We start from the raw sequence: 8,490 nt of genomic DNA on the forward strand, positions 1-8,490 counted from the left end.
CGTCGGAACCTTCCGGCCCCGTCCTCTGGCGTATTGATGAGCCGCCCTGGCATGCCTTTGGCCAGGCGGCTCCGAAGGGGCGGGTCATTACGCCAGAAGGGCCGCCGGGGCAAGCCCCAGCGGATCCAGCTTTGGGGTTGGACAAGCCGCTCAGGGCAGCGAGAAGCCAATGCGAAGCTTGAGCTGGTCCCGGGTCGCCGCCTCGAATGCGTCTGGCCAAGCGGCGCCCACCTCGGCGGCAAGTCGCCGTGCTCGGGGCAGGAACAGAGCCGCCACGGCCCGATTGCCGGCAAAGGCGCTGTCCCGGTCGGCAGTGACGGCAGGGAGGCCCTCGAGTGCCTGACGCTGTTCGGTGGTCAGGAGCGTGTTGAGATGCAGGGCGCCTCCGCGATCAGCGGTAGAGAGGCGATTCTCCTCAAGCATCAGGTCGATTGTCAGGCGCCGAAGGAGTTCCATGCCAGCCTGCGCCAACAGCCACTCCCCGCGACCCACGGCGACCGGGAAGAGCCCGAGGACCCGCAGGAACTCATTAACGATCTTGAGGATCGTCTCAGGCGACGGCTGATAGTCAATCCGAACCTGCATCGGCGGTCCGGAGGCTCCGCGGTTGAAGATCTGGGTCAGCCGGGCGGAGTCGTACATTTGCAGTTCTGGCGGCTCGAGAAAGAGGATGTCAAACCTCTCCCATGTCCGGGTAACGACGTTAAGGACACGGTCGCCGAACAGAAGATTGACCAGTACGACAGGGACGATCTCGTCAGCCCGCTCGGCATACTCCCGCCCGATCCGGCTTGCTGGCGGATCGCCAACGCGCGCGATGACGTCAACGTCGCTGTAGTCGTCGCCGCCGCCCTGCCCAAGGCTGCCTGAAAGCCAAAGGCCGTCGATCCGGGGATCGTTCCAGAGCGTCTGCTCGATGGCTGCGAGCAAGGCGGACTGCACAGCGGTTAGCGGCATGGCTCTTCACCGTCAGTTCTTCAGGCTGCTGGTTCATACCCAGAGGCCAGAACCGACGTTAACCCAGACGCCCCCGACCCTCCAGCCAGTCCTTCAGCGCGATGTCGATCCGGGTCTGCCAGCCGGGGCCTGTGGCCCGGAACTGTTCGAGGACTTCGCGTGAAAGTCGGAGCGTGGTCCTCTGCTTGGTGACCGCCGCTCTCGGGCGTCCGCGGAGCTTTCGCTGCAGGCCTTCGGGAAGGGCCTCGAGCCTCACGGCGGCGGCGGCCATGGCCTCGGTCCACTCCGGATTGTCGGCGTCGGGCCGGGAGGCTCCATCGGTGGCGGGCATGAAGTCTGATCTCCCTTGCATTGGCCTTCCGGAAGCTGATCACACGAATCCCCGCCTTTGTTTCCATGAACACCAGGGCGTGTAGCCGGCCTTGCACGAATCCCAAGGCGGCGTAGCGCGTCTCGGGGTAGGCGCGTCGGCTGTCGACCCAGATCAGCGCCGTGGTGAAATCGAACCCGTCGGCGTCTTCAAAGCCAAAGCCGCGCTCACGCCGGTTCCGTTCGCTCTTCGCCGGATCGAACTCGATATCCATTTATTTTATGTGCATACAAAAAATGTCTGTCAACCTTCCGCGCCAAAGACAGGACGGGCATTGGGGCGTTTTTCCGGCGTCCCGCTATCGGGGCAGGGGGGGCGCCCGCCGGCTCGCGGAAAGGGCGAGGAAGATCGCCGGCGCCACCAGTGCTGCGCCGAGCACGAAGGGCGCATTGATGTTCACCGGGAACACCAGTCCGGCGCAGAATGGCCCGGCCACCCGGGACAGGGCGCCACAGGCGTTGTTCAGACCCTGGATCTGGCCCTGCCGGTGGGGATCTGCGGTCCGGGAGATCATCGACGCCACATTGGGGAAGGCCACGGACTGGCCGACGGCGGTCAGGCACATCAGAGCGGTGGTCGTCACGGCGCTTGGCGCGACCACAAGGAGCCCGGAGCCCAGGACGGTCATCCCCATCCCCACCGCCAGCATCCGGCCTTCACCGAAGCGCTCCGACAGCGGACCGGTCAGGAACATCTGGGAGATCGCCGCCGAGACCCCCACGAAGGCGAAGCAGACGCCGATCTCCCGGGGGGTCCAACCCATCCGCTCGTTGGCCCAGAGCCCGAAGATCGACTCGATCCCGGTGAAGGCGAACCCGACGATGAAGGACAGCAGCATCAGGCGGCCGAGGACCGGGTTCTCCACCATGTCCTTGAGACCGGACAGCAGCCGGACCCTGCGGGACTCCACCTCCCGGCGGTGGTTGCTCTCCCGGATGACGATCAGGATCGCCAGCACGCAGGCGCCTGCCAGCGCCGAGGCGACGAAGAGGGGCAGGCGGAAGCCCTCCGGCCCGGCGTCCGGGTTGGCCAGGAGGCCGCCGAGCGAGGGCCCCACGATCATGCCCACATTCCAGGCCGCGCCCTGGTAGGACATCTGCCGGGTCAGCTGCTCCGGCGGGGTGACATCGGCCAGATAGCCCTGGATGACGGCGCCGTTCCCGGAGGCCAGGCCACCGACCAGGCGGATCAGGAAGGCGGCCACGATGTTGGGTGCAAAGGCCAGGGCCAGGTAGCACAGGCAGTTGCCCGTGATGGTCAGGATCAGGATCGGCTTGCGCCCGAAGCGGTCGGACAGCCGGCCCCAGAGCGGCTCGCCGAAGAAGGCGCCGATCGAGTAGGCCGAGAAGATCAGGGCGATCTGCCAGGCCGGGGCGTCGAAGGACTTGGCGTAGAAGGGCAGCAGCGGGATGATGATCCCGAAGCCCAGCAGGTTGATGAAGATCACCGCCGTCAGGGCGATCGCCGCATAAGGCGACGCAGGCTTGGTCTGGCGGGCGGCCTCCGACATGCGGCGTCTGTTACGGCCGCGGCGCGGGGGGGGCAAGGGCGGGCGGCGACGAAATCCGGCGCCGCCCGGTCGAAAATCCTACTTGGGCGCCAGGATCATGATCATCTGGCGGCCCTCCATGCGGGGCTCGTACTCGACCTTGGCCACCGGCTCGAAGTCGGCCTTCACCTGCTGGAGCAGCTTCATGCCCAGCTCCGGGTGGGCGAGCTCACGTCCGCGGAACCGGAGGGTGACCTTCACCTTGTCGCCTTCACCGAAGAACCGGTGCATGGACCGCGCCTTGACCTCATAGTCATGGGTGTCGATGTTCGGCCGCAGCTTGATCTCCTTGATCTCCACGACCTTCTGGCGCTTGCGGGCCTCGTTCTTCTTTTTCTGCTCCTGGAACTTGAACTTGCCGTAGTCCAGAATCTTGCAGACGGGCGGGTCGGCGTTCGGAACGATCTCGACCAGGTCAAGCCCGGCTTCCTCGGCGGCCTCCAGTGCGGAAGAGGTGGGCATCACCCCCTGCTTCTCGCCATGCTGATCGATCAGCAGGACCCGGGGGACTCGGATGTCTTCGTTGATGCGCGGACCGTCTTTGACGGGCGGCGCCTGCATGGGCCGGCGAATAGGCTTTTGCTCCTCAGTCTGTTTCGGCGGGACGCGCGGGACGGAGCCCGGCGCATGTCGATATATGACCCCCTGGGCCCCTGCGATCAAGCGCTGCCTTCCAGGGGCAGGAGGCTGATCGCCGCGCGCTCGACCGTCAGCGGGTCCAGCCCCGCCAGGTCGTCGGTCTGGATGACGATCACATGTCCCCGGGGCGCCGACAGGCCCGGGTCCGAGGCGCGGGAGAAGAGGGCCACGGTCGGGGCTCCCGCGGCTGACGCCAGATGGAGCGGTCCGGTGTCGTTGCCCACCACCAGGGCGGTCTCGGCCCCCAGCAGGGCGATGGTCGCAAAATCGGTCCTTCCGGTCAGGTCTCTCGCCTGGGGAAGGTTTCTCTGGATCTCCCTGGCGAGGGCGCTTTCCTGGGGGCCGCCGATCACGACGATGTCGTACCCCCTGGCGTGAAGCCGCCGGGCGAGCCGGCCATAGCCTTCGGCCGGCCATCTCTTGTCCGGCCGGTGGGCCGAGCCGCCGGGTATCAGCATGATGAACGGCCGATCGGAGCGCCGCCTCCGGTCCCGCCCGGCGCTGCCGATCCAGGACAGGTCGGGCGGCGGCGCAGAGAAGGGCCCGGTCGGGGCGTCTGGCCAGATTCCCGCCGACTTCAGCTGGTCGGCCTGGCGCTCCAGGGTGTGCATCAGGTCCTTGCCGGGCGTTCGGTGCGGCAGGGCGCAGCCAAAGGCCACGCCCGACCAGGCCGGGGGGAAGGGCCAGAGCAGGAGAAAAAGGCGGGCGGAGGCGGCGGAGGTCTGGAGATCATAGACCCGGTCAAAGCGTCCGGCCTTCAACCGCCGGCGGAGGGCCATCCACTCGCCGACGCCCTCCGGCTTGCCGCCCGCATCCACCTCGTCGAAATAGGGGCAGGCCCGGGCGAGGGCCTCGAAGGGCGGGGTGGTCAGCAGGGTGAGGTGCGCCTTGGGATGGGCCTCCCGTATCCGCTTCATCGCCGCCAGGGCCAACACGAAGTCGCCGAGGGCCGACAGCTTGATCACCAGAACCCTGCGGATCTCGTGGCTCATGTCCCGCCCTTCCGCGCGTCCAGGACCTGCTCATACACCGACAGGGTCGCAGCGCACATGGCGTCGTTCGAGTACAGTTTCACAGCGCGGTCGCGAGCGGACTGTCCGAGCCGGCGAAGCTTTTCTCCCCCAAGGTCCTGCGCCTCGGCCATGGCGCGGGCCCAGGCCTGAGTCTCGCCGGGCGGCGCCAGCCACCCCGTCTGGCCGGGCAGGACCGTCTCGGTCGTCCCCCCGTGGTCCGAGGCGATGACCGGCCGGCCCATGACCTGGGGCTCCACGGCCGCCCGGCCGAAGGACTCCGGGACCAGGGTGGGCAAGAGGGCGACGTCCGCCGCCAGGAAGGCCGCCGGCATGTCGTCGCAGTGCCCGACCAGTCGCACCCGGCCCTCCAGCCCCGCCTCGCGCACCCTGGCCTCGAGGGACTGGCGGAAGGCCGTCCGGCCCTGGTCGTCGCCCGCGAAGATGACCCGCAGGTCCCGCCCCTCGCCCTTGAGGCGGGCTGCAGCGGCGATGATGGTCTCATGCCCCTTGATCGGGGTCAGGCGGCCGGCCAGCAGGAAGACCAGGGACCCCTCGCTCCCATCCGGCAGGCCCCAGGCGCCCCTGAGGGCTGCGACGCGTTCCGGGGCCACGCGGACGGGGTCGAAGCGCTCCAGGTCCACGCCCCGAGGGATGGAGACGACCTTCTCGGGCGCGATCCCGTGCTCGGTCAGGACATGGTCTCGCGTGTATTCGGAGTTGGCGATCACCCGGTCCACCCGGGTCATGACGGCGTTGTACCAGCGCTTCAGCGGGCCTTTCGCCAGGTAGATGCCGTGGTAGGTGGCCACGGTCGGCACGCCTTCCGCCCTCGCCGCCCACAGGGCCGGGAAGGCCGGCGCCCGTGAGCGCACGTGGACCAGGCTGACCCTCCGCTCACGGATGACCCGGCGCAGGGCCCGGGCGCTCTGCAGCATGACCAGGGGATTCTTGCTCTGCATGGGCAGACGGACCAGCTCGCCTCCCGCCGCCGCGAGGGCCGCCTCCATGCGGCCGCCCGCGCTCGCCACCAGGGCCCGGCCGCCTGCGGCGACCACGGCGCGGGCGACGTCCAGCGTCGTCTGCTCGGCGCCGCCGGTCTCCAGTTCGGGGACCACCTGCAGGAGGGTGAAGTTCGGAGGAAGGCTCACTGCGTCCTGATAGCGCAGGCCGGCGCCCGGCGCTATGCAGGGGTCATGCAGGAGACATCCGGACACCTGGAGCGCGAGGCGGGGGTTCCCCTGGCCTGGCGGGCCGTCGCGGGGCGCGGCCCCACCGTGGTCTGGCTGGGTGGCTTCAAGTCGGACATGACCGGGACCAAGGCCCAGGCCCTGGCCGACCAGGCCCTCGCCGCCGGCCGGGCCTTCCTGCGCTTCGACTACTCGGGCCACGGGGAGTCGGGCGGCGCCTTCACCGATGGGACCATCGGGTCCTGGCGGGCCGACGCCCTGGCGATGATCGATACCCTCACGACCGGCGACCTGGTCCTCGTGGGCTCTTCCATGGGCGGCTGGCTGGCCTGCCTCTGCGCCCTGGCCCGGCCGGAGCGGGTCAGGGGCCTGGTCCTCGTCGCCCCCGCCGCCGACTTCCCCCAGGCCCTGATGGTCCCGGAGATGACCGACGCCGACCGCGCCGCCCTGGCCCGGGACGGGGTCTGGATGCGCCCCTCGGAGTATGGCGACCCCTATCCCATCACCCGCCGTTTCCTTGACGAGGCGGGGGACTGGAGCCTCCTGCCCGGGCCGGTGGGGATCGATCTGCCCGTGCGGATCCTGCAGGGCGGCGCGGACCCTGACGTTCCCTGGCGCCACGCCCTGGCCCTGGCCGAGGCCCTGTCGGCCCGGGACCAGGTCTTCAGCCTGGTCCGCGACGGCGACCACCGCCTGTCCCGCCCGCAGGATATCGAACGGCTGCTGGCCTTCGTGGACGAGCTCTGCGGATAGCTAGCCGCCGGCGGCGAGGATGGCCGCCAGGCCCTCGCGATAGGTGGGGTGGGCGGGGCGCCAGCCGAGGGCCGCCTTGGCCCGGGCGTTGGAGACCCGCTTGCTCTCGGCCCAGAAGCGTCGGGCGGCGGGGGTCAGGGCGTCCAGGTCCAGGGGCGTTTCCGGCGGCGGCTCGACGCCCAGCAGGCGGCAGGCCTCCAGGGTGACGTCGGCGGCCGGCGCGGGCTCATCGTCGCAGAGGTTGAAGACGCCGGTCCGGTCCGGCCGGGCCAGGGCGGCGGCGAGGCCGTCGGCCAGGTCGTCCACATGGATGCGGCTGAACACCTGCCCCGGCGCCGTCATCCGGCGGGCGGACCCCTCGCGCACCCGGTCCAGGGCCGAGCGGCCGGGGCCGTAGATGCCCGGAAGCCTGAAGATCGCCAGCGGCCGGCCCGTCCCCGCCCAGGCCGCTTCGGCCGCCACGCGGCGCCGTGCGGTCTCCGAGGCCGGCCGCAGTTCGCTGGTCTCGCGCACCCATCCGCCGCCTCGGTCGCCGTAGACGCCGGTGGTCGAGAGGTAGCCGATCCAGCCCGGTCCGGACCCGGAGGCGAGGTGCGGGGCCAGGGCTTCGAAGCCTGGGCAGAGGCCGGTCTCCGGGTCGGGGGCGGCGGTCACGAGGAGGGCGTCGCTGCGTCTCAGGACCGTCGCCAGGGCGTCGCCATCGCCGGCCGGGACCGTCTCGACGGCGTCGCGCCAGGGGGCTGGCAGGGGGGTCCGCACCGTCGCGGTGACGTGCACGTCACCCGCCGTCCGCGCAGCCAGGGCGCGGGCGGAGTAGCCGAAGCCGAAGACGAGGAGCCTCACGCCCCCAGAAGGTCCTTCAGCATCCCCCGGGCCCCCTCGGCCAGGTCGGGCCGCTTCAGGGCGTAGGCGACGTTCGCCCGCAGGAGGCCCAGCTTGTCGCCGCAGTCATAGGTGATGCCGTCGTATTCCAGGGCGTGGAAGACCTGGTCGGCCATCAGGTCGGCCATGGCGTCGGTCAGCTGGATCTCGCCGCCGGCGCCCTTCCGGTGCTTGGCGAGCCGATCGAAGATCTCGGGCTGGAGGACGTACCTACCGGAAATGAAAAGATTGGACGGCTCGGTCCCCGGCGCAGGCTTCTCGACCATACCGGTCATTCGGTTTAGGCGGCCCTTCTGTCCGTCGAGGGCGACGATGCCGTACTTGTGGGCCTGGCCCTCCGGCGCCGGCTCGACGACGACGATGTTGCCGCCGACCCGGTCGAAGGCCGCCGTCGCCTGGGCCAGGGCGGCGGGCTCGGCCATCATCAGCATGTCCGGCAGCATGACGGCGAAGGGCTCGTCGCCGATGATGTCCCGGGCGCACCAGACGGCGTGACCCAGGCCCAGGGGCGCCATCTGGCGCACAAAGCTCATCTCGCCCGGCTTCGGCAGGTCGCGGCGGATGTCGGCCAGGACGTCGAGCTTGCCCTTGGCCTCCAGCTGGGCCTCGAGTTCGACGTGGTGGTCGAAATAGTCCTCGATGGCGCCCTTGCCGCGGCCGGTGACGAAGACGAAGTGCTCGATGCCCGCCGCCCGGCCCTCCTCGATGATGTAGGACAGGATCGGCCGGTCGACGACGTTCAGCATTTCCTTGGGCGTGACCTTGGCGCCGGGCAGCACCCGCGTGCCCAGCCCCGCCACCGGCAGCACCGCCTTGCGCACCTTGCCTGACATGGACGCCTCCGTTTCCGGTCCCTCCCTTAGTCGAGGGCGGCGGTTCCTTCCAGAACGATCACGGCCTGGCCGCCGATCCAGGTTCCGCCGGCCTCCGCCGAGACGGTGATCCGGCCCGCCCGGCGGAGCGCCGCGCCCTGGCTGGCCACATAGCGCGGCGGCAGGCGCCCGGCGCCGATCAGCCACTGGGCGAGGCCGGCGTTCAGGCTGCCCGTTACGGGATCCTCCACCAGGGCCCCGTCGCCGAAGAAGGCCCGGACCTCCAGCGCCGCTGGCCCGCCCGGCGGATGCAGGGCCGCCACCCCCA

10 protein-coding genes and 1 pseudogene are annotated in these 8,490 nt (G+C 70.0%); 1 reads left to right on the top strand and 10 read right to left on the bottom strand.

The features are described 5' to 3' along the window. Window positions 1-150: 150 nt before the first annotated feature. The 7 genes and pseudogenes from INE98_RS13540 to INE98_RS13565 form a co-directional block, all read right to left on the bottom strand. Window positions 151-957 carry a hypothetical protein gene (locus tag INE98_RS13540; protein WP_293539570.1) on the bottom strand — a complete coding sequence of 269 codons (807 nt, stop codon included), beginning with the start codon at window positions 955-957 and terminating at the stop codon, window positions 151-153. Window positions 958-1,015: 58 nt separating this feature from the next. Next, window positions 1,016-1,288, bottom strand: a complete 273-nt coding sequence (locus tag INE98_RS13545; protein ID WP_293539571.1) for a BrnA antitoxin family protein — start codon at window positions 1,286-1,288, stop codon at window positions 1,016-1,018. A 22-nt stretch (window positions 1,289-1,310) separates the two neighbouring features. Next, a pseudogene (locus INE98_RS14595) lies at window positions 1,311-1,541 on the bottom strand (BrnT family toxin); the annotation flags it as partial. 84 nt (window positions 1,542-1,625) lie between these two features. Further along, the gene (locus INE98_RS13550; RefSeq protein ID WP_293539573.1) at window positions 1,626-2,837 is read right to left on the bottom strand and encodes an MFS transporter; all 1,212 of its coding nucleotides are present in this window, start codon (window positions 2,835-2,837) and stop codon (window positions 1,626-1,628) included. A 78-nt stretch (window positions 2,838-2,915) separates the two neighbouring features. Next, complete coding sequence (infC, locus tag INE98_RS13555) at window positions 2,916-3,437, bottom strand: translation initiation factor IF-3 (RefSeq protein WP_293515718.1); 522 nt, start codon at window positions 3,435-3,437, stop codon at window positions 2,916-2,918. 98 nt (window positions 3,438-3,535) lie between these two features. After that, the gene (locus INE98_RS13560) at window positions 3,536-4,507 is read right to left on the bottom strand and encodes a glycosyltransferase family 9 protein (protein WP_293539575.1); all 972 of its coding nucleotides are present in this window, start codon (window positions 4,505-4,507) and stop codon (window positions 3,536-3,538) included. Continuing rightward, window positions 4,504-5,676 carry a glycosyltransferase family 4 protein gene (locus INE98_RS13565; RefSeq protein WP_293539576.1) on the bottom strand — a complete coding sequence of 391 codons (1,173 nt, stop codon included), beginning with the start codon at window positions 5,674-5,676 and terminating at the stop codon, window positions 4,504-4,506. The genes INE98_RS13560 and INE98_RS13565 overlap by 4 nt, the downstream gene beginning before the upstream one ends. 45 nt (window positions 5,677-5,721) lie before the next feature. Here INE98_RS13565 and INE98_RS13570 point away from each other — a divergent pair, with 45 nt between their 5' ends. Then, on the top strand, window positions 5,722-6,468 hold the full coding sequence (locus INE98_RS13570; protein WP_293539578.1) for an alpha/beta hydrolase: 747 nt from the start codon (window positions 5,722-5,724) through the stop codon (window positions 6,466-6,468). Here the strand turns inward: INE98_RS13570 and INE98_RS13575 are convergent, their stop codons facing one another. The 3 genes from INE98_RS13575 to INE98_RS13585 all read right to left on the bottom strand — a co-directional run. Then, window positions 6,469-7,311, bottom strand: a complete 843-nt coding sequence (locus INE98_RS13575) for an SDR family NAD(P)-dependent oxidoreductase (protein WP_293539580.1) — start codon at window positions 7,309-7,311, stop codon at window positions 6,469-6,471. It abuts the gene before it with no gap. Beyond that, the gene (locus tag INE98_RS13580) at window positions 7,308-8,183 is read right to left on the bottom strand and encodes a UTP--glucose-1-phosphate uridylyltransferase (protein WP_293539582.1); all 876 of its coding nucleotides are present in this window, start codon (window positions 8,181-8,183) and stop codon (window positions 7,308-7,310) included. The genes INE98_RS13575 and INE98_RS13580 overlap by 4 nt, the downstream gene beginning before the upstream one ends. A 26-nt stretch (window positions 8,184-8,209) precedes the next feature. Next, a partial coding sequence (locus tag INE98_RS13585) for a PhzF family phenazine biosynthesis protein (RefSeq protein WP_293539583.1) occupies window positions 8,210-8,490 on the bottom strand: 281 nt, incomplete at its 5' end.

Source organism: Phenylobacterium sp., from assembly GCF_020253645.1.
GTDB lineage: Bacteria > Pseudomonadota > Alphaproteobacteria > Caulobacterales > Caulobacteraceae > Phenylobacterium.